18 protein-coding genes are annotated in these 20,023 nt (G+C 65.4%); 9 read left to right on the top strand and 9 right to left on the bottom strand.

Annotated features, from left to right (window positions below; translation table 11 throughout):
• Nucleotides 1-20: 20 nt before the first annotated feature.
• Nucleotides 21-1,166 (bottom strand): acyl-CoA dehydrogenase family protein, encoded by a 1,146-nt coding sequence (locus ACLJPD_RS26580; RefSeq protein ID WP_410875764.1) that lies wholly within the window; start codon nt 1,164-1,166, stop codon nt 21-23.
• A 36-nt stretch (nt 1,167-1,202) separates the two neighbouring features.
• Nucleotides 1,203-2,711, bottom strand: coding sequence for an aldehyde dehydrogenase family protein (locus ACLJPD_RS26585; protein WP_410875766.1), 1,509 nt, complete (start codon nt 2,709-2,711; stop codon nt 1,203-1,205).
• 234 nt (nt 2,712-2,945) lie between these two features.
• Between ACLJPD_RS26585 and ACLJPD_RS26590 the strand changes: the two genes are divergently transcribed.
• From ACLJPD_RS26590 to fadD5, 3 genes are read left to right on the top strand one after another with little or no spacing between them, the layout of a single operon-like run.
• On the top strand, nt 2,946-3,932 hold the full coding sequence (locus tag ACLJPD_RS26590; RefSeq protein WP_410875768.1) for an NAD(P)H-dependent flavin oxidoreductase: 987 nt from the start codon (nt 2,946-2,948) through the stop codon (nt 3,930-3,932).
• The gene (locus tag ACLJPD_RS26595) at nt 3,929-4,735 is read left to right on the top strand and encodes an enoyl-CoA hydratase-related protein (RefSeq protein ID WP_410875769.1); all 807 of its coding nucleotides are present in this window, start codon (nt 3,929-3,931) and stop codon (nt 4,733-4,735) included. Before ACLJPD_RS26590 ends, ACLJPD_RS26595 begins: the two co-directional genes overlap by 4 nt.
• A 29-nt stretch (nt 4,736-4,764) precedes the next feature.
• The gene (gene fadD5, locus ACLJPD_RS26600) at nt 4,765-6,342 is read left to right on the top strand and encodes a fatty-acid--CoA ligase FadD5 (RefSeq protein ID WP_410875771.1); all 1,578 of its coding nucleotides are present in this window, start codon (nt 4,765-4,767) and stop codon (nt 6,340-6,342) included.
• Nucleotides 6,343-6,419: 77 nt separating this feature from the next.
• Here fadD5 and ACLJPD_RS26605 read toward each other — a convergent pair whose 3' ends face one another.
• Nucleotides 6,420-7,511, bottom strand: coding sequence for a PucR family transcriptional regulator (locus ACLJPD_RS26605; protein ID WP_410875772.1), 1,092 nt, complete (start codon nt 7,509-7,511; stop codon nt 6,420-6,422).
• Between the two features lie 393 nt (nt 7,512-7,904).
• Between ACLJPD_RS26605 and ACLJPD_RS26610 the strand changes: the two genes are divergently transcribed.
• Nucleotides 7,905-8,345 carry a group I truncated hemoglobin gene (locus tag ACLJPD_RS26610; protein WP_410875774.1) on the top strand — a complete coding sequence of 147 codons (441 nt, stop codon included), beginning with the start codon at nt 7,905-7,907 and terminating at the stop codon, nt 8,343-8,345.
• Nucleotides 8,346-8,410: 65 nt separating this feature from the next.
• On the opposite strand, the gene ACLJPD_RS26615 is transcribed toward ACLJPD_RS26610, so the two are convergent.
• Nucleotides 8,411-10,015, bottom strand: coding sequence for an acyl-CoA synthetase (locus tag ACLJPD_RS26615; protein ID WP_410875776.1), 1,605 nt, complete (start codon nt 10,013-10,015; stop codon nt 8,411-8,413).
• A gap of 240 nt (nt 10,016-10,255) precedes the next feature.
• On the opposite strand from ACLJPD_RS26615, the gene ACLJPD_RS26620 reads away from it, so the two are divergent.
• The 5 genes from ACLJPD_RS26620 (at nt 10,256) to ACLJPD_RS26640 (ending at nt 14,454) form a co-directional block, all read left to right on the top strand.
• Nucleotides 10,256-11,104 carry an oxygenase MpaB family protein gene (locus ACLJPD_RS26620; protein WP_410875778.1) on the top strand — a complete coding sequence of 283 codons (849 nt, stop codon included), beginning with the start codon at nt 10,256-10,258 and terminating at the stop codon, nt 11,102-11,104.
• A 515-nt stretch (nt 11,105-11,619) separates the two neighbouring features.
• Nucleotides 11,620-12,861, top strand: coding sequence for an oxygenase MpaB family protein (locus ACLJPD_RS26625; protein ID WP_410875780.1), 1,242 nt, complete (start codon nt 11,620-11,622; stop codon nt 12,859-12,861).
• A 63-nt stretch (nt 12,862-12,924) separates the two neighbouring features.
• Nucleotides 12,925-13,203 carry a hypothetical protein gene (locus ACLJPD_RS26630; protein ID WP_410875782.1) on the top strand — a complete coding sequence of 93 codons (279 nt, stop codon included), beginning with the start codon at nt 12,925-12,927 and terminating at the stop codon, nt 13,201-13,203.
• 66 nt (nt 13,204-13,269) lie between these two features.
• Nucleotides 13,270-13,536: a hypothetical protein gene (locus ACLJPD_RS26635; protein WP_410875784.1), complete on the top strand. Its 267-nt coding sequence runs from the start codon at nt 13,270-13,272 to the stop codon at nt 13,534-13,536.
• Nucleotides 13,537-13,800: 264 nt separating this feature from the next.
• Nucleotides 13,801-14,454 carry a class I SAM-dependent methyltransferase gene (locus tag ACLJPD_RS26640; protein ID WP_410875786.1) on the top strand — a complete coding sequence of 218 codons (654 nt, stop codon included), beginning with the start codon at nt 13,801-13,803 and terminating at the stop codon, nt 14,452-14,454.
• A 111-nt stretch (nt 14,455-14,565) separates the two neighbouring features.
• Here ACLJPD_RS26640 and ACLJPD_RS26645 read toward each other — a convergent pair whose 3' ends face one another.
• The 5 genes from ACLJPD_RS26645 to ACLJPD_RS26665 all read right to left on the bottom strand — a co-directional run bounded on the left by ACLJPD_RS26645 (nt 14,566) and on the right by ACLJPD_RS26665 (nt 19,945).
• The gene (locus ACLJPD_RS26645) at nt 14,566-15,600 is read right to left on the bottom strand and encodes an alpha/beta hydrolase (RefSeq protein ID WP_410875788.1); all 1,035 of its coding nucleotides are present in this window, start codon (nt 15,598-15,600) and stop codon (nt 14,566-14,568) included.
• Nucleotides 15,601-15,778: 178 nt separating this feature from the next.
• On the bottom strand, nt 15,779-16,813 hold the full coding sequence (locus ACLJPD_RS26650; RefSeq protein WP_410875790.1) for an alpha/beta fold hydrolase: 1,035 nt from the start codon (nt 16,811-16,813) through the stop codon (nt 15,779-15,781).
• A gap of 79 nt (nt 16,814-16,892) precedes the next feature.
• The gene (locus ACLJPD_RS26655; protein WP_410875792.1) at nt 16,893-18,221 is read right to left on the bottom strand and encodes a lipase family protein; all 1,329 of its coding nucleotides are present in this window, start codon (nt 18,219-18,221) and stop codon (nt 16,893-16,895) included.
• Nucleotides 18,218-19,177 carry an AurF N-oxygenase family protein gene (locus ACLJPD_RS26660; RefSeq protein ID WP_410875794.1) on the bottom strand — a complete coding sequence of 320 codons (960 nt, stop codon included), beginning with the start codon at nt 19,175-19,177 and terminating at the stop codon, nt 18,218-18,220. The genes ACLJPD_RS26655 and ACLJPD_RS26660 overlap by 4 nt, the downstream gene beginning before the upstream one ends.
• Before the next feature lie 84 nt (nt 19,178-19,261).
• Nucleotides 19,262-19,945 (bottom strand): TetR/AcrR family transcriptional regulator, encoded by a 684-nt coding sequence (locus ACLJPD_RS26665; protein WP_410875796.1) that lies wholly within the window; start codon nt 19,943-19,945, stop codon nt 19,262-19,264.
• Nucleotides 19,946-20,023: the final 78 nt, after the last annotated feature.

A 20,023-nucleotide genomic window follows, 5' to 3' on the forward strand; every position in this document is an offset into this window, starting at 1 on the left:
GCCCCCTTTTCCCTGGCGTGTCAGAGACCGAACGTTTTGCCGATGATGTCGCGCTGGATCTCGCTCGTGCCGCCGAAGATCGTGGAGACCAGGGCACCGCGGACATGCTTTTCCATGTCGAACTCACGGGCGTAGCCGTAGCCGCCCATCATCTGCATCCCGGCCAGTGCGACCTGCTTGGACGTTTCGGTGGCCTTGAGCTTGGCCATCGATGCCTCCCGCGCGAAAGTCTTGGTCGGGTTCGCGTCGACCGCGGCGGCCACGCTGTAGACCAGCAGCTTGGTGCACTCGATCTCGGTCGCGAGGTCGGCCACCCGGTGGCGCAACGCCTGGAAGGATCCGATCGGCCTGCCGAACTGCTTGCGCTCACTGATGAACTGCAGCGTGTCCTCGAAGGCGCGCTCGGCAGCGCCGAGGCTCATCGCGGCCAGGATGAGCCGCTCGAAGTTCAACCCGGTCATCAGCTGACGCCAGCCGTTGCCGACCTCGCCGACCACCGCGTCCTCGGGCAGCAGACAGTCGGTGAAGTAGAGGTCGTTGGTTTCCTTCTGGTTGCCCATGAGTTCGATCGGGTTGATCTTCAGTCCCGGCGTGCCTGCGGGCACGTGGAACATGGTGAGGCCCTCGTGCTTTCCGCCGCTGCGATCGGTGCGGGCCACGAGCAAGATGTTCTCGGAGATGTGGGCGTTGGAGCACCAGGTCTTCTGCCCGTTGATCAACCAACCATCGTTGGTCTTCTCCGCCCGGGTGGTGATGTTGCCGACGTCGGACCCGGCCTCGGGCTCCGACATCGAAATCGACTGCGACGCACCACGAACGATGCCACGCAGCACCGCGTCCTTGTGGGCCTCGGTACCGAACTTGGCGTAGGCACCACCGGTGATCAGGGTCGGTCCGATCGCCCCGATCGGCAGCATGCCGCGCATGCTCTCCTCGAGCAGGATGCACATGTCGACCATCGTGGCGTCGGAGCCGCCGTACTCCTCGGGCACCGTCAGGCCGAGCCAGCCGAGTTCGGCCATCTTGGCGTAGATTCCCGCGTTGTGCTGCTCGGCGTCGTGGTCGGTGAGCGCGTCACGCTTCTCCCGGGTGCCCGCCTCGCGCTTGGCGAACGCTGCGACCGCTGCCGCGAAATCCTGCTGTTCCGGGCTGAATTCGACGCCCATAGTCATTGTCTCCCTTGTTTTTCGTTGGATTGAGGATCAGCTGCCGGTGCGGTAACGCATCGCGGTGACGCGACGGATGAGTCGCATCGTCGACGCAGTCCGTGCGAACGACTGCAGTGCCACGGAATTGATGGCGAACCGCTGACGGGCGATCGAATGCGTGCGAGTGAACTCGCGCAGCCCCTGCGCACCGTGGATGCGTCCGATGCCGGATTCGCCGACGCCGCCGAAGGGCAGCGCGGGAATGGCGGCGTAGGCGGCAGGTGTGTTCACCGACGTCGCGCCGGCGCGCAGTTGTCGCGCGATCTCCATGCCGCGCTTGCGCGAGTAGACCGAGGAGGCCAGCCCGTACCGCGAGGCATTGGTCAGGGTGATCGCTTCCGCGACATCGGCCACCGCGCGCACCGTCAAGGTCGGCCCGAAGGTCTCCTCACGGACCGCGAGCGAATCCTCCGGCGCGTCGAGCAACACCACCGGCGAGACGAACGGCGCGCGCACCGAATCGCGGCCACCGAACACAGCCGTCGCGCCGCGCTCGAGCGCGTCATCGATATGCGCGGCGACCACGTCGATCTGGGCGGGCATGGTCATCGGACCGTAGGCGGCCGCCTCGTCGGATCCAGGCTCCAGCGTGCTCACGATCTTGCGTACCTCGGCCAGGAACTCGTCGAGCACCGAGGCCACCACATAGCACCGCTCGGTACCGACGCAGGTCTGGCCCGCGTTGGCCATCGCGTTCCACACGATGCCATCGGCCGCGGCGGCGACGTCGGCGTCCTCGGCCACGATGGCCGCGTCCTTGCCGCCGCATTCGAGCAGGACCGGGGTCAGGGTCGGCGCCGCGGCCGCCATGATCCGCGCGCCGGTGGCGGTCGAGCCGGTGAAGGCGATCTTGTCCACCCCGGAGGTCACCAGCGCGGCGCCGGTCGCGCCGTAACCGGTGAGCACGCTCAAAATACCCTCGGGCAGTTCAGGATTGGCGGCGGCAAAAGCCTCGACGTACCAGCGACCCACTCCGGCGGTGAATTCGCTCGGCTTGAAGATCACCGTGTTGCCCGCGGCCAGGGCGTAGGCGATCGAACCGTTGGGGGTGTACACCGGGTAGTTCCATGGCCCGATCACGCCGACCACACCGAGCGGACGGTGCTCGATCACTGCCTCGTGGTTGGCCATCATCAGTCCGGGGAACACGCGCTGGGGTGCCAGCAGCTTGCCCGCGTTGCCCGCGGCCCATTCGAGGTGTTCGACGGCGGTGATCACCTCGAGGAAGGCGTCGTCGAGCGGCTTGCCGTTCTCACCATGGATCAACGCGCAGAATTCGTCGATGTTGGCGATCAGATATTTCGCCCATCGCCGCAGCGCGGCCTTTCGGTCCTTGGCGCCCAGCCCCGCCCAGTGGGGTGCGGCCGTGCGAGCACGTGCGACGGCGTCGGCCACGGCGGCCTCGTCGTCGATCGGCCAGCGACCGAGAACCGCACCGGTCACAGGATCGTGGGTCTCGAGAAACTGCTGATCAACAGCCTCTGCGACAAGGGATTCAGTCATCGGCGACTTCTTTCGAAAGGAATCGGAGCGGACCCGTCCGCCTACGCCCGGTCAGCGGATCGACCAGGGTGGGTCCAGCGGTTCACGCAATTACCCGAGTTCGTTGACAGGAGCTCTCCAGCTCGGTTAAGTTAACACGCATTCTCAATAAGTTAATCATGATTCTCGCCGGATGCAAAGAGTTCACAGGCTTGGCAGCCACCGGCGCAGAACTCCCGAGCGGAGAGAGGCTCAATGCTGCGCACCCGATTCACCGAGGCATTCGGTGTCGAGCACCCCATCGTGCAGGGCGGGATGATGTGGGTCGGCCGTGCCGAACTCGCAGCCGCGGTCTCGGAGGCGGGCGGTCTCGGCATCATCACCGGACTGACCCAGCCGACCCCGCAGGCACTGCGCGAGGAAATCGCGCGGACCAGGGATCTCACCGACAAGCCGTTCGGGGTGAATCTGACGATCCTGCCTTCGATCACTCCGCCGCCCTACGCGGAGTACCGCCAGGCGATCATCGACGGCGGGGTCCCGATCGTCGAGATCGCCGGCGGCAACCCGGCGACCCACCTGCCCTTCCTCAAGGACGCGGGCATCAAGGTGCTGCACAAGTGCACCAGCGTCAAGCACGCGCTCAAGGCCCAGCAGGTCGGTGTCGACGCGGTGAGTATCGACGGCTTCGAATGCGCCGGTCACCCGGGCGAGAACGACACTCCGGGCTTGGTCCTGATTCCCGCCGCCGCTCGCGAGATCGAGATCCCGATGCTCGCCTCCGGTGGCATCGCCGATGCTCGCGGGTTGGTCGCCGCCATGGCGCTGGGCGCGGACGGCGTCAACATGGGCACCAGGTTCCTGTGCACCGTCGAGTCGCCGATCGCGCACGCGGTCAAGGAACAGATCGTCGCCAACACCGAGCTCGACACCAAGCTGATCTTCCGAACCTTGAACAACACTGCCCGGGTCGCCGACAACGCCGTCAGCCGTCAGGTCGTCGAGATCGAGCGCGGTGGCGGCACGTTCGACGATGTGCGCGAACTCGTGGCGGGTGCTCGTGGCCGCAAGGTCTACGAGGAAGGCGACCTCGACGCGGGTATCTGGAGTGTGGGCCAGTGCCAGGGCTTGATCCACGACATTCCCACCTGCGCGGACCTGGTGGCGCGGATCGTGCGCGAGGCCGAGGCGCTCATCGCGGGACGCCTGGCCAACTCGATCGTCGAAACGGTGACCCGATGAGCGAGAGCATCCTGGCACAAGAGGAAAGCGGCGTCCTGCGCCTGACGATCGACCGCCAAGCACGGCTGAACGCGATCGATCTCGAAGCGATGACCGAACTGGGCGATCTCATCAGCGCCGCAGCGGCTCGGCCGTCCGTTCGGGTGATCGTGCTGACCGGCGCGGGCAAAGCGTTCTGCACCGGCGCCGACCTGGCCGCGGCGGCCGCCGCCGGCGGCAACGAGGCCTCCCCGCAGGTCGTGATGGACACCGCCAACGCGGTGATCCGCGCGATCATCGCCTCGCCGCTTCCGGTGATCGCCCAGGTCAACGGGCCTGCCGCCGGTGTCGGTGCCTCGATCGCGCTGGCCGCCGATCTCGTCTACGCGGCCGACAGTTCCTACCTGCTGCTGCCGTTCACCTCCATCGGCCTGATGCCCGACGGCGGAGCGACGGCGGTCGTCGCCGCCGCGATGGGTCGGGCCAAGGCCGCGGAAATGGCGCTGCTCGGAGCCCGATTGCCCGCCGCCGACGCCGCAGCGGCGGGCTTGATCACTCGATGCGTGCCGGCCGCCGAACTCGACGACCAGGTCGACGCCGTCGCCGCCCAACTCGCGGTGGGTCCTCGACGGGCGCTGCAACTGACGAAGGCTGCCATCAACGCGGCGACGCTGACCGAACTCGACGCCGCGCTCGCGCGGGAGAAGGACGGACAGATCGAGCTGCTCACCTCCGCGGACTTCCTCGAAGGAATGACCGCGATGCTCACCCGACGCGCACCGAACTTCACCGGCGCCGCACATCCGATCACCGAACCGGCCTAACCGCGTTCCGCGGCTTCAAGGAGACGACGATGTCCACAGAACCCCTGCGCTCGCGACGCAATCACTGGATGAACCAGATCGCGATCCATGCCACCGCCAAACCGGACGCTCCCGCCGTGCGTTACCTCGGCAGAACCACCAGCTGGGGCGAACTGCACTGGCGGGTGGAACGTTTCGCCGACGCGCTCGCTCGCCGCGGCGTCGGGCCCGGCGACCGCGTGATGATCTTGATGCTCAACAACACCGAGTACCTCGAATCGGTGTTCGCGATCAACACTCTGGGCGCTATCGCGGTGCCGGTGAACTTCCGACTCACCCCGCCCGAGATCGGCTATCTGGTCGCCGACAGCGGGGCCACCGTGATCATCACCGACGCGGTGCTCGCCCCGCTCGCCGCCGCGGTTGCCGTCCCATCCGATCATCTGCGCACTCGTATCGTGGTCGGCGCACCGACCGACGACGAAGTTCTCGGCTACGAGGATCTCATCGCGGAGTCGGGTGAACCGCACGAGCCGTACGATGTCACCGAGGACACCGCCGCCCTGATCATGTACACCTCCGGCACCACCGGAAACCCCAAGGGCGCGGTCCTGACCCACCTGAACATGAATTCGCAGGCGCTCACCTGTATTCGCGCCATGCGCTACAGCGCCGACGACATCGCCTTCTGCGCGTCGCCGCTGTTCCACATCGCAGGGCTCGGCAGCGTCGCGTCCTGTTTCGTACTCGGCGCGTTGACGGTGATCCATCCACTCAAGGCGTTCGACGCCGGCGAAGTGCTCGACGCCTGGGAAAGCGAGCGCGCGACCTCGGTGTTCCTCGTGCCCGCACAGTGGCAGGTGGTGTGCGCCGATCCGACTGTCGCACAGCGTGATCTACAGCTGCGGGTGATCAGCTGGGGCGCGGCCCCAGCCTCCGACACCGTACTGCGAGCCATGGCGCAGACCTTCCCGAACGCGCTCAACGTGGCAGTCTTCGGACAGACCGAGATGTCGCCGATCACCTGCGTGCTCGACGGCGAGGACGCGATCCGCAAGCTCGGCTCCGTCGGCAAGCCGATCCCCACCATCGCCACCCGCGTCGTCGATGACCAGATGAACGACGTGGCCCAGGGCGAGATCGGCGAAATCGTCTATCGTGGACCGACTTTGATGCGCGAGTACTGGAACAACCCCCGCGCGACCGCCGACGCCTTCGCAGGCGGCTGGTTCCACTCGGGTGACCTCGTGCGCCTCGACGAGGAGGGCTTCGTCTACGTCGTGGACCGTAAGAAGGACATGATCATCTCCGGCGGCGAGAACATCTACTGCGCCGAGGTCGAGAACGTGCTGTTCGCGCACCCGCGAATCAGGGAGGCGGCGGTGATCGGCCGCGTCGACGGCAAATGGGGCGAGATCCCGGTCGCGATCGTGGCCGTCGAGGACACCGACGCCATCAGCCTCGCCGACCTCGAAGCACACCTCAACGCCCACCTCGCCCGCTACAAGCACCCGAAGGACCTCGTGGTCGTCGACGCGTTGCCGCGCAATGCGGGCGGCAAGGTCGTCAAGCACGAACTGCGCAAACTGCACGGCTCGCCGGGCTTGACGCCCGCTGTCACCAGCTGAGAAATTTACGATTCCACTGCGTTCCCGGCGGTGGTCTCCTCGGCCAGCCGAGCCGAGGAGACCACCGCCGGCCCACTTTATTTCTCCGGATAGTTCGCTTGACGCACGACCAGCGCCGACTGCAGACACCAGAGCCCATCGGCCGATAGTGGATCGAAACCTGTCAGTTTACGGATGCTTTTCAGTCGATAGTCGATGGTGTTCATATGCACTCCGAGCTGTTGCGCGGTTCGGCGACGGTTCAGATTGTTGTCGAAATGCGCGCACAGGGTTTCCAACAGAATTGGATGATCGTCGAGGGGGCTCAGTATCGCAGCGAGGTGGCGGCGCGCAGGAGACGGCCTGGTCAGCTGATATTCGACTGCCAGATCAGCGAACCGGAAGAGGCCGGGTGGGCGCCGCATTCTTCGTGCAAGATCCAAGAGTTCGCACAGCTGATCAACGGTTTCCGGAATTTTCGCCGGCGGTGCCTCCGCGTAGGTCGCGGTCATGTCGACGCCGGCCGCGACGGAGAGCTCGGCCAACACAGTGTCGAGATCCCTCGCTTCGGCCGACGGAATGAGTACCACACCCCCGCGCGCATCGAGTCTCGACAACGCGCGAACCGACCCATCGGCATCCAGGGCGGCCCGAACATTTCGTATCATTCGCCGGACTTCCAGCTGGGTGACAAATGTGTCGGATTCGTCGTCACCATGGGACGGGAAATGCACTGCCAGCACGGAATAGCTCTCGGCGACCTCGAAGCCACTGCACCGCGTGACCGTCGACGTGTCCTGCCCGCTGAGCAACGCAATCGCCAACGCGTTCCTGGTTCGTTGATCATCGACCACCTCGGTCTCGAGGTGGTCGGTATAGGCAAGCGATATCGCCGCCGTGACGCTGTCCAGCATTTCGGTCGCCAGTTGGCGCACCACCGTCAGCTTCTGCTCGTCGGTGCCGACCACACTCGCGGCGATCAGCTCCAAACTCGTTGTGAATCCCTGATCGATAGCGCGATCGATCACCTCGCTCGGCACCTCGGTCCGCGCGCGCGACGAGCCAGCGATGCGATGCCGAACGGTATCGCCGCGTCCACGGACAGGAACCGCGGCCAGCGTAGCGCCGGGCGCTAGGACATCAACAGTGGCCGCGGCACCACCGTGTGCGCCACCGCGGCGCGCGACCATGTTCTCGAGCATGCGGGAGGCCAACTCGTCGGCGAGTGCCCGGACTCTGCGAGAGGGTTCCGTAGTGGCCACACGGGGCCGCGCAGAATCGATTCCGGGTGAATAGTCGGTAGTCATCGTTGACTTCCTCACTGCGTTCAACGTCACCTCTCGGCGGCGATGGTTGGCAAGCAGTCTCCCATGTCGGACAGACCAGCACAACTTTATGTTACTAGCTATTCCACCGTACCCGAGCGGCAGAATCTTCGCGGTCTCACCACTTCTGAGCGGGCTACTTCAAACCCGAGACAAGGAATCGCCCTCGAGATAAGTTACTGCCAATTCATATCTGTGGGGCAGTTCCGGAAACAGTCACCGACTTCCCCTCGGTGACGTTCGCGAAACGAGGACCCCATGGATCGACCGGATCGACGCAGCACGCCCGCGTCCGACGACGATGCCGACGCATCGCGTGAAGAGCTGCCACTCTATGAGCAGATCGGCGGCCACGCCGCTCTGGAGACAGTGGTCGAAGACCTCTACCGGCGCGTCCTCGCAGATGAGCGGTTGTCCCCGTTCTTCGCCGGCACCAACCTCACCCGGATGAAAGGCAGGCAGGTCGAGTTCTTCACTGCCCTACTCGGCGGACCGGTCCCGTACGTCGGCCCGTCCCTGCGCACCGTTCATCAAGGGCGCGGCATCACGGTAGGCCATTTCAACCTGGTCGCAGGCCATCTCACCGAGGCGCTCGTCGCGGCTGGGCTCGATCGAGAACTCACAGACCAGGTGATCGGTGCGGTCGCCCCGTCGGCCGCTGACATCGCCACAGCACGGGAGACACCCACCCCGCCGTAACCACCTCGGCCCGGTTCAGTTCGGGTGCCTCGAACGCGAGGTTCGGCCCGCGACAACCCCGGATCTCACTGCGGATCGGCGCCCTCGAGCTTGCGACGGAGCAACTTGCCAGTGGCATTGCGTGGCAACTCGTCTACGAACACCACATCCCGGGGCACTTTGTGCCGCGCGAGGGTCGACTTGACGTGATCCTTGATCTGCTGCGCGTCACACGAGGCACCCGGTGCGGGCACGATGAACGCGCGCAGGCGTTTTCCGAAGTCGCGATCGTCTACCCCCACGACAGCCGCCTCGAGGATGTCGGGTCGTTCGACGAGCAGGTTCTCGACCTCGAGCGGAAAGACGTTCTCGCCGCCGGAGATGATCATGTCGTCGTCTCGACCGTCGATGAACAGCCTTCCGGCCGTATCGAAATGGCCGACATCGCCGCTGGACTGCATTCCGTCGACGATCTCCTTGCCGGTGCCGTCGGTGTAACCGCCGAAACTCAGTGCGCTGGCGACGAAGATTGTGCCGACCACGCCCGGTTCGGTGACCCGACGGCGGTGCTCATCGTAGATCGCGACCCGGCAGCCGACGGGTGGACGGCCGACGGTGCCAGGCGCTTCCCGCATATCGCGAGGCGTGGCGACGGCTGCCACCGCGACCTCCGTCGAGGCATACAGGTTGTAGAGCACCTCACCGAACGCCAGGGCGGTACGCCTGCTCAGGTCGGGTGAAATCGAGGAGCCGGCCGCGAAGATCACTCTCAGCGAGGAGGTGTCGTATTCGGCCAGCACGGACTCGCCCAGATCGACAATGCGCTGCAACATCGTCGGTACCAGCACCAGGGTGCCCGCGCGATGGTGTTCGATATCGGCCAACGTGCGGCGCGGGTCGAATTTGCGCTGCTGCAAGATGATCGTGCTGCCCAGCGCCCAGCCCAGAATCAGCTGAGAGAGACCGGTGCCGTGGAACGCCGGCGCCGCGAGCACGGTCGTACTCGCCTTCGGCAAGGGGATACGGTCGAGGAACTGCGCCGATTGCAAGGGCGACACTTTGCCTCGCGGTGCACCTTTCGGTGTTCCGGTCGTGCCACTGGTGAGTACCACGATCCCGCCTGGCTGTTCGGGACTCGCCGGTGGGCGGGTGCGCTGGCCCGCCTGGACATCGTCCAAAGTCACCCGCCCGTGGTTCACCCTGCCGTCGTCCAATGTCAGAATTACAGGTAACTTAGCGGGCAGGCCACCGATACGGTCGAGGAATTCGGCGTCGAGCAGGATCGCACCGACGTTTTCGCGTTCGGCCACCGACAACAGCTGCGGGCCCGCCATTCCCGTATTGAGCAACACGATTCGCGCACCCAGCTTGCCCGCGGCGAGCAGCGACAGGACCATCCCCCGATGGTCGCGGCACAGCGCCGCCAGCACGGTGTCACTCGTGATCCCCCGCGCGACAAGGCCGTTGGCTACCGCGTTCGATCTATGGTCGAGCTCTTCGAAGCTCAACGGCCCCTGCTCGTCGACGATCGCAGTGGCGGTGCCCCTGCGGCGAGCCGCGTGCGCGAACGCTGTGACCACCGGGCCGAACACGGTCGCATCCATGGCGGTACGGATCAGTTCCACCGGGTGCTGGAGTTCGATCGCGCCGCTTCGACGCAGGACTCCGACCGCGGACAGGCTGTCAGCCATCGTTCTGACCAAGGCCGCGGGCATGCTCGAGATCGCCGGCATGGACACCTCCGAAGGGTTCGGGTTACTCGGGACGAGCGATCGGAATCTGGGCACCGACGGCCGATGGCGATCGTAGCCGGTGACAGAACCATTGGTAACTTAACGGGGCTGAAAATGCGAAACAGCATTGTGGAAGTCCGGTTCCGGGTGAGAGCATGAGCGGGTTAATCTCTCACCCTTTCGAACCGGAGGTCGGCGATGACCAGTTCAGCACGGGCGCAGGATGTCTCGGACGACATCGCGCGCCGCCATCGCTACCTCAACGGTGTCGGCGCGTTGCTTGGCGGCCCGGCGAACGTGATCATGCAGCTGAGCCTGCCGCCGGTGGGGCGCGGCGTGGTGGAAAGCGTCGTCGAATCAGGTAGTTACGCAACGCGACCGGCCAAGCGCGGTCGAACCACGCTCACCTATCTCGCGGTGGCGATGATCGGAACCGACGAAGATCAGGCGGCATACCGTGCCGCGGTGGGCACCGCGCACCGGCAGGTGCGCTCGGGACCGCACAGCCCAGTTCGGTACAACGCCTTCGACCCCCGGCTGCAACTGTGGGTAGCCGCCTGCCTGTACCGAGGCGTCGTGGATACGGTGAACCTGCTCTACGGCGGGATGAACGAGCAGGATGCCGACGAGATGTATCGCGATGCCGCCAGGTTCGGCACAACTCTGCAGATGCCTGCCGAACTGTGGCCGACCGACCGCGCGGCCTTCGATCGGTACTGGGACTCGATGCTCGACGGTCTGTCCTTCGACGACGAAGTCCGCACCTACCTGCTCAACTACGTTGTCGAGATGGCGGCATGGAGCAGAGGCGTCCGCGTGGTGTTCGGTCGGGCGAATCGCTTTTTCACCACCGGGTTTCTGCCACAACAGTTCCGCGACGCGTTGGGCCTGCGGTGGAGCCCCCGCAGGCAGCGAGTGTTCGAGGTCGTGATGCGCACGGTCGGACGACTGCTCGAGGTGCTACCGGACAGTTGGCGAGCCCAGCCCTTCGAGCGCTACCTGGACGACATGCGTGAGCGTCGATCCCAGGGCAAGAATTTGATCTGAGCCCAGACCGCGCACTGCCGCGAGGTCGGAGACAGTGCAACAAGTTGATCATAATTCTCACCATTTCGAAGTCCGATTGCGATCCGCTGGCGAGACGCGTCAGCGCGCTATTTGCCACTGAGCCAGGGACTTTTCACACCGCTGTCTGCGCGACGCCGTGCGCACAATCGCAGCCCTCTGGCAGATCAGCCGTGCGCCGAGGCAACTCTTCGCTCCCGCGTATGCGGCCCTTACGGCGCTGTCTGCCATTCAGAACCAGCGAGAGACGGCGACGGGAGTCGATACACGACGGCCGGGACCAGCGATCCGGCTACAGGCCACGGCACTCCGACCATAGATCCAGACCGTGCCCCATAACTGAGGCCCGAGCAGCCGTGGCGCGAGGGTGTGCGTTACGTAGACACGCCGCCTATCTTCTGTTAAGTTACTCACTATTCTAGACCGATTCGGCGACGTGCATCGAGCGCTCGCGACGCGGTCTGGGGGTCTGATCGTGCTCAATGAGGAGTAGTGTCATGGATAGACTCAATAGACGTAACGCCCTGAAAGCCGGCGGAATGCTCGGCGTTGCCGGCACCATCGGATTGGGTGCGACCGCACGGGCTGATCCGTGGACGTGGTCGCCTGAGGGATCAATAGCCGGAACCGGTGCCGGTGTCGACCCGTTGACAGTCTGGGATCCCGAAGCCGACGAACTCGTCGCCGGACTCATCGATCGAGGCGAAGTCCCCAAGGTCAACGAGCTGTTGCGGACCTGGACCAGGAACGGTGAGGCACTGCCCGCCGGCTTGCCTCCGGAGTTGCGCGACTTCATGGAGTACGCGCGCCGACTGCCGCAGTGGACCGATCAGGGCAAGTTGGATACCGCGATCGCGTTCAACAAGAAGCGCGGCCTCTATCTCGGTGTCCTCTACGGGTTCGCCAGCGGCATGATGAGCACCGTCATCCCGAAAGAGGCGCGATCGGTCTATTACTCCAAGGGCGGCCACGACCTCAAAGACCGCATCACCAAGACCGCGAAACTCGGTTATGACATCGGTAGCGCCAATGCCTACATGCCCGACGGGGAAATGGTCGTCACCTGTGTCAAAACCCGGCTGGTCCACGCGGCGGTACGTCATCTGCTGCCGCAGTCCCCGCACTGGGTGCACTCCGCGGAGGAGGACATCCCGATCAGCCAGAACGACATCATGGTCACCTGGCACAGCCTGCCGACGACCGTGATGAAGCACCTCAACTCATGGAAGGTGCCGATCCCGGCACATGAATCGGAGGCGTTCCTGCACTCCTGGCAGGTCGCCGCGCACCTGCTGGGTGTACGCGACGAATACATCCCCAAGTCATGGCCCGACGCCAATTCCCAATCGGCGCAGATACTCGATCCCATCCTCGCGGCGACGCCGGAAGGCGCCAAGCTGGCCGATCGACTGCTCAGCCTGGGCGCCAACATCGATCTGTCGATTCTGAGCAAGCCGGTACTCGGCGCGTTCACCCGTTTCCTGCTCGGCGACAAGATCGCCGACGGCCTCTCGATTCCGAGGGAACCGATCTGGGATCCGTTGCTCCAAGTCGCTTGGGGTCCGTTCATCGCCGTGCGCGAGGGCCTGCTCACCGTGGTCCCGCCGCTCGAGGATCCCTACTGGCTCCTCGACGAATTCCTGCGCAAGGCCGCTTTGATCTACCTGGCCGAACTGCGCCTGCCGATCAGTATCGAACTCCCGGTGATGAACCGCGATATGAGCCAGCCACCGCGCTGATACGGCGAAGTTCTGCACAAACCCATTTCCAGGGAGTTCCTACTCCCCAGCAAGGAGCATGAAATGCGCAACACCCTTCGTATTGCCGCAGCCTCGGTCGCGGTAGCCGGCCTCGTCGGAACCACAGCGGGCACGGCAGTGGCCGAAACCGGTTCGTCGGCAGCGGATGCGGGCTCGGCCGCGGCGAGTTCGGTCGGGGAACTGGCCGGGCGCGGTGACATCATCGGATTGATCGTCCTGCTGGGAATCACCCCGATTCAGATGCTGACCGGGGGCATCTGCGATGTGGCCACCTTCGCCGGTTCAGCGAGCCCGTGTACGCCGGGACCCCGCCACTACTGAAAGGCTCATGTCCCGAATTGACGCGGCGGCGGACTTGTCGTCGTCGCGACGATCGGTGAACGAAAAATGCGCGACAGTGCAGTCACACACGCGGACTCGTTGCCGTGGACGCCGAAACCGGTTGCGGCGTCCGGAGTTCGCGAGGTCCTCAACTACTTCGGAAAATGCCCGACGTGCGGTTATCCGTCGCGGGCCAGCACGCACACCGTCTATTACAGCGACGGATCGACCACCGCGATGGTCACCGGCGTGTGCGAGTCACCCTGCGGTTGGTCAGGGCCGGTGGAACTCACCACGATGACGGGCCGCCGCCCGCTCGGCCAACCGGATTGACGGCCCACCAGCTGCCATGATTTCGGCGCACCGGACGCGAGCACCGCATCCGGTGCGCCGAACCTGTCTCTGCCCCACTCGATCACTGTCGCCGACGACTCGGCCGGCCACGATCGGGCCGAGTCGAGACGCGATTTCGCCCGATGTCGTAGCACCGCGATGCGGTCGGACTACGCTGGCCGCGATGCCGTCCATCTATGAATTGAGGGGACACGCGTGACCAGCAGCGAATTCGCGTATACCGGGTGTGACAACCTGGAGGCGATGACCGAAGCGGTCAACTACAACAGATTTCTGATCGACTGCGTAGACAAACACGTCACGTCACCGGACCTACGCATACTGGACTTCGGCGCCGGTAGGGGCACTTACGCCGATATGCTGGCCGAGCGCGACATCATCCCGGACTGTCTCGAGCCCGACGCCGATTTGCAGAAGTTGCTGCTGTCGAAAGGCTACAAGGTCGTCGATTGCGATGCCGAGCCATCCGAAGCCGAAATGTACAGTCTTATCTATTCTTTCAACGTATTCGAGCACATCAAGAACGATCAGGAAGCGTCCGAACATCTGACTTCGCTGTTGCGGCCCGGTGGGACGCTGGTGATCTATGTGCCCGCGCTGGAGATGCTGTTCACCTCGATGGACACCAAAGTCGGGCACTACCGGCGTTATCGCCGGACCCAACTCAACCGCATTCTCCGTAACGCGGGTCTGGAGATCGTGGAGTCGCGCTACTGCGACCCGATCGGCTTCTTCGCCACCTTGGCCTACAAGTTCGCCGGTAGCGACGACGGCACGATCAACACGCGAGCGCTGAAGCTCTACGACCGCATCGTGTTCCCACTCAGCAAGCTCCTGCAGGCCGTCACCGGCAAGCTGTTCGGCAAGAATGTGCTGGTAGTCGCCACGAAGGCTTGATGCCCCGGCAGGTGACCGCGGGGGAAGTCCCGATGACCCTCGGCCAGGTCATCGGGTTCCGTTGCCACGCTGGGCTGTCGATGGTTCGCGATGCTCGGTGGCGCAGGCGGCTCAGTTCGTCCGGCTGCCCACCGACTTCGCCAGGAAGGGCCACGACGAGCGGAGGTCGTCCTCCCAGTATCCCCAGGAGTGTGTGCCGACAGGGCGTTCGTCCAGCGTGACCGGAATGTTCAATTCGCGCAGCCGGTTCGCGAGGTTGATGGTGCAGAAGTGCACCGCAGCTTCGATGGGGCCGCCGAAGGCGATCTGGACCGGGAGCGGGATCCGGCCTTCCCGGACGCGCGTGTCAGCCGGTGTGTCGTGGGGTGCGCCGGGGATCCCGGTGCCGGTGCTCAGATAGACCTCGGTGCCACGCAGCCCTTCCGCGTTGACGAGCGGATCATTGGCGCGCCACAGGGGGCCGTTGCGTGGTCCCCACATGTTCTCGATGCTCTGTCCGCCGCCCCAGTTCTCCACCGTGATCTTGACGAATTCCTGGCCGATGGGGTCCGAGGTCTGCGCGCAACCGCTGTAGGAGGCCACGCTGTTCCAGAAGCCGGGCTTGGCGATCGCCAGGTTCAGCACCGATGTGCCGCTCATCGACACACCGACGATGGTGCGGTTGCCGTCGGCCCGCAGGAATTCCTCGATCACCGGCGGCAATTCCTCGTTGAGGAAGGTCTGCCATTTGTTGCGGCCGAGCACCGCGTCGTCGCGCACCCAGTCGGTGTAGTAGGAGCTGGCGCCGCCGACCGGGGTCACGACATTGACGTCCTTGTCGCGCAGGAAGCTCACAGCGTCGGTCTGCGCGTCCCAGCCGCTTTCGTTCGGGCCACCTTGGGAACCGTTGAGCAGATACATCGTCGGCCGTGGGGTTTCGGTATCCGCCGCCCGGATCACCTGGACCGGAATCTGCTTGTCCATCGCGGGCGAGAACACGGTCACCAGCTGGCGTCTGCTGTCGATATCGACTGTCGAGACCACCCCGGCCGTCTCGGGTCGGGCGTTGGCGACACTCACCGGGAGCACCAGCCCGGCCGTGGCCAGCGCGCTCACCAGCGCCGCGCTGACCGCTGCCGTACGGATCGATCGACGTGTTCTTCTCACTGGGGAAAACCTCTCGTCTACCGGGTGCACTGTCGAGGCAGCGCGGGTCACCTCACGGTTCAACGTGAGGCATGCAGAGAGGTTCGGGCTGCACCTGCCCGCGGTTTGGTGGACAGCGGAAATACTTCCGACCCCGGCAGAGTGATCGAGCGCGAGTTGGGAGCGGCGTGGGTCGTGGTCAGCGGCTGAGGAACTCCTCGATCGCGGGCCAGGTCGTGTCGGCGGCGGACACCATGCCCAAGTGGCCGCCGCTGACCTCGACGAACTCCACTTCGGCGGCGTTCGGTAGGACATCGAGGCCGCGGCGCACCGAGGCGGCGGGCACCACCACGTCGCTGCGGCTGCCCGCGAGCAGCACTCGGCAGGTGACCTTCGACAGTTCGATCACCAGGTCCGAGCGCAATCGGATCGACCCGCTCGCGAGTTCGTTGCGCAGTACCAGGCTGCGGTAGATCTGCCAGTACGAGCGGCCGGGGTAGCCGGGCATGGCGGCCATGAACCGGTCGGTCGCCTCCATCCTGGCCAGCGCCTCGGTGTCGAAGGCGTTGCGGGCCAGAAACATCGGCTTGGCGAGCTCACGGTCGAAGGCCTGGATCCGGAAGCCGAGCCGCACGAATTCCTGCGGGATGCCGCCCATCACCTTGGTCGCCAAGGCCATCTCCCGACCACCGGTGACCTTGGCGACCAGGCGCAGCGGGAACAGGAACGCGGTGCGGGCCTGGTCGATCGGCGCGGCCAAGCAGGTGATGGAGGCGATCGGCAGGTCGGCGTGGGCGGCCGCGGTCAGCAGGGCGAGCACCCCGCCCAGCGACCAGCCGACGATGTCGACGCCACGGCCGTCGTGTTCTTCAGAGACTCGCGCGATCGCCTCCGGCAGGATGTCGTCGGTCCAGTCCTCGAGGCCGAGATCACGGTCGGCGTAACCGAATTCGCCGTAGTCGACGACGTAGGGCTGCCTGTCCTGGTCGAGCAGAAAGCGCACCAGGCTCTGGCCCGGCCGTAGATCGAAACACGCCGTCGTCACCGCGAGCGGCGGCACCAGCAGCACCGGATTGCCCGGCGCCGGTGTGCTGCGGTCATAGCGCTTCAGGTGCCGGTGCGCGCCTTCGTACACCGTCGTCGACGGTGTGGGGCGGTGGGACTCGAGTCCACCGCCGAACGACACCGACCACACATTGCGCACCGCGCGCGGCAGCTCGGCAACGATCCCCATCGGTAAACCCCTTACTTCACCAGTTTCTGCCAATCCGCAGACCCAATATCCGTATCTTACCAGCGAGTAAGTTAGCGTCTCACGCCGCGCGACGAGCCTTGCGGGCCGTGCGCCCCCTGCGGTGACCGGTCGCCGAGGCGGTGATCGGGCGCCCGAACAGCACCTGGAACGCGGCGCGCGCCATCGCGCCGAGCCCACGACGGCCCGCGGGCAGCGCGAGCACGCTGCGCACCGTCCGAGTTTCCGACGGTGTCACCGCCACACCGGTGAATCGGTCGTCGAGCCAGTTCAGGCTCAGCGGTGTCGACAGTGGCAGCAGGGTGAGATGTTCGCTCGTCCGGTCACGCAGGTAGGTCACGTGCGCGCCCTGCTCGCGATAGCGCTGCACGAGCGCATCGATATCGTCGACCGCGATGATCTGGTCGTGCACGGCCTGCACGACCAGCAGCGGCACCGCGGGTGCCCGGTCACCGAGCGTGAGATCGGCGAACAGGGCCAGCATCGCTTCCACGGCGAGCAGCTCGGCGATCGGCGTGCCACTGTGCCGGTCGACGTTGTAGCGGGCCAGTCGCAGGACCGCGGCGGCGGTCGTCGACTGGGCGGCCTTGTCGAGCACCGCGCGGCCTTCATCGCTGAAGTTGGTGACGACGAGCTCCTCGAACGCCGGATACACCCGGCGCAGCCCGGCGACCACAAGCGTCGGCAGGCCCGCGTGCAGGCCGCCGTTGAGTCGATGGAAGGTCGACACCAGATCGCCCACCGGGGAGCCGAGTACGGCACCGACGATGTCGAGTTCGGGCGCGTAGGTCGGTGCCATCTCCGCGGTCCACGCCGTGGCGAGGCCGCCGCCCGAGTATCCCCACAGGCCGACCTGCGCCGCCGGGTCGAGGCCGCCCGGTTCGAAGGCCAGGGCCGCGCGGATGCCGTCGAGTGCGCGATAGCCCGGTTCGCGCGGTGCGCCCCACGCGCCGAGCATGCCTTCGTGATCCGGGATCGAGATCGCCCAGCCCCTGGTCAGCGCGTCGGCGAAACACAGCAGTTCGATGTGGGTGAAGGTGCCGATGGCGCGGGAACCGCGCTGCAGCGCGTACGAGGGAAACGACCGCGGCGAGATGGCGTCGATCGCGCACTGGAACGACAGCAGTGGCGCACCGGGCGCGACGCCTCCCAACGGCGCAACCACGGTGGTGACCGACGCCTCGGGCACACCGTTGAGATCGGTCGTGCGGTACAGCAACTGCCAGGCCCGCACCTTCAGCCCGATCACCCCGAACGCGGCGAGTTCGACCGGTCGCGAACGCAGGATCGTACCTTCGGCCAGGCCCTCGAACCCGGGCCGCGGCGCGAAGAAGGGATCCTGGTCCGGCAGGACGGCGCGCGTGGGCGCGGACCAGGTTTCGGCCCTCATGCGGCCCTGCGCGCGGGCTCGCTGCGGTAGCGCGACACCGGTCCGTCGATACCGAGCAGACGCCATACCCGCCTGGCGACAGGATTCATCAGGCCGATATCGGTCGCGAGCGCGCGGACATCGGTGAAGACGTCGCGCTTGATGTGCCGCGAGTACGGGTTGCGCCAGTACGCGTCGCGCATCACCTCGCCCGGAATCCCGAACTTCTCGGCGAACTGCTTCGGCGGCGTCGCGATCATCGCCAGCATCACCCGCATGGTGATCGGAAATGCCACGGACAGTACGGTTTTCGATACGAAGTTCATCGAGGGCACATTGATCCGAAGATATTCGTGCGCGAACGAGATGTGCCTGGCCTCCTCGGCCACGTGGATCTCCATCACCCGGTGCACCATCGGATGCGGGTCGGTTCCGCTGCGCAGCAACGCCTTCTGCAGGTGATCGATCGGCTCTTCGCCACCGAGCACCAGGGTGAAGAAGAAGCCGGGGAAGAACTTCACCGCGGGCCAGATGATCAACGTGAGCTTGCGATCGAGCGAGCCCATGCCGATCACATCGCGGTAGCCGATGCGGTTGATCATCTCCTGGAACATCATCGTGTGGTTGCACTCTTCGGCCGCTTCATGCGTGATGTAGCGGAACTCCGGGTCACCGTTGGGCACGGACGGCAGATACTGCATGAGCCCGCGGATGAGCAACTGCTCGAAGTCGATGCCCACCTTCGCGATGCAGGCCTGGCGCCACAAGCCCATCGCGATCCGCTTCTCGACGGGCTGCGCTTTGTACCAGGGGTGGCGGCCGAGCGGGTCCACGTCGGGCAGGATCCAGCGCGGGTCGTCGGAGTGCACGGCGAAGTCGGGCGAATCCCAGTCGATATCGACATAGGGATCGAAGCGTTTGGTCACCGAGCCTTCGGACAGGCTCTGCAGGGTCTCGTGGTAATTGGACAGCGTCATCGGTGTCTCCTCGGTACGGTTCCACTGTCCAGTTTAGTGGTACCGGCAGTACCGCACAAGAGTTGCCGCTACCGCGTGTCACATCTAATTCGCCGCCGTGAACTCCGCGATCGACGTCAGCGGGTCGAGCGTGATGCCGACTTCGCGCAGCGAGGCGTCGATGATCGCCCAGATGGCGATGTGCAGGAAGGACGACAATTCGCCTGCGTCCATCGGCTGCATCGACCGGCTCAGCCAGCGGTTCACGCTGCCGTCCACGAAGCTGACCAGGCCGAAGGCCATCGGCTCGGCTACGGCCACCGGGGCGGATTGCGCGTGCAACGCGCGTTCGAACACCTCGCGGACGGTGCCGGCGATGGCGATCTTGGTGCCGGAGACGATGGGTGAGTTGTGGTCCTTGGTCGAGCCCGAGCCGGCGCCGAGGAAGTAGTGCAGGCGGGGGTTGGCGACGATCCAGCCGATGTAGGCGTCGACGGAGCGCGCGATTGCCTCGGTGACGGTGCCTTCTGGGTTCAGGGTGGGGGCCAGTGCGGCCATCAGGTCGTCGATGATGCGCGTGCGGAGTTGTTCGTCGAGGTCCTGGCGGTCTTTGAAGAGGCGGTAGAGGACCGAGCGGGGGACGCCGGCGAGGTCGGCGATCTCCTGGACGCCGACCGAAGCGCCTTGGGATCGGACCGCTTCGAGGGCGGCGGCGAGGATCAGTTCGCGGCGGTCGGCGCGGTGGCGGTCCCAGCGGCTGGCTCTGCCGTCCGTGTGCGGTGCGGTCACATCTCTCCTTACCGGGACCGGAGGGGCGGTTCGCCGAATACAACGACGAACTGTAGTCCAGCGATTCGGGCACGCATG

It is taken from the genome of Nocardia sp. A7, from assembly GCF_046549215.1.
In the GTDB taxonomy this organism is placed as follows: Bacteria; Actinomycetota; Actinomycetes; order Mycobacteriales; family Mycobacteriaceae; genus Nocardia.